The sequence below is a fragment of the Vibrio sp. Y176 genome, from assembly GCF_033438945.1.
The window spans coordinates 1-669 of record NZ_JAWOQS010000607.1 but is presented as its reverse complement, the minus strand read 5'-3'; the positions used below and the strand labels follow the sequence as shown (position 1 = coordinate 669).

General features: G+C 45.6%; 1 protein-coding gene. It reads right to left on the bottom strand.

Features of this window, described 5'->3' with window-relative positions; genetic code table 11:
• A partial coding sequence (locus R7O13_RS27575) for an ABC transporter permease (RefSeq protein WP_318305288.1) occupies positions 1-669 on the bottom strand: 669 nt, incomplete at both ends.

The following is a 669-nucleotide window of genomic DNA, read 5'->3' as shown; positions in this document are numbered from 1 at the left end:
GTACCTAGGCCTGGGTAGTTAAAGATCATTTCGATAATCAACTGGCCACCGATAGCCATACCTAGAGACATTGAAAGTGCAGTCACACTTGGAAGTAAAGCGTTACGAGCGGCGTAGTTAAATACCACACGGTTTTCGCTTAGACCCTTACCTTTAGCCATAGTGATGTAGTCTTCAGCCAGAAGGTTGATCATGTTGTTACGCATGTTTACTAGGAAGCCACCGATTTGAACAATCGTTGCACAAAATAGAGGCAGTACCGCGTGGTAACCAACGTCTTTAATGAATGCCCAGCTTGACCAATCTGGCACGGTGCCTGGTGTATAAGCGTAGCCAGATGGGAACCATTTCAAGCCAATTGAAAAGGTAAACAGCGCTAGCATTGCGATAACCATTTGTGGGATAGCTTGGATGATCAGTGTGCCTGGTGTTACGAAGGCATCGTAACGACTACCACGTTTCCAAGCGGCGAAGATGCCAAGAACTGATGCGATTGAGAAAGAAAGTACAACCGCTGTACCAGCTAGGAACAGAGACCAGCCAAATGCACTGCCAAGTAGAGAGTTTACTGAAAGCGGATAGAACTGAATTGAAGTACCTAGCTCCCAGCTTAGAATGTTTTTAATGTAGGACAGGTATTGGATGTAAATAGGACCGTCAACGAAACCT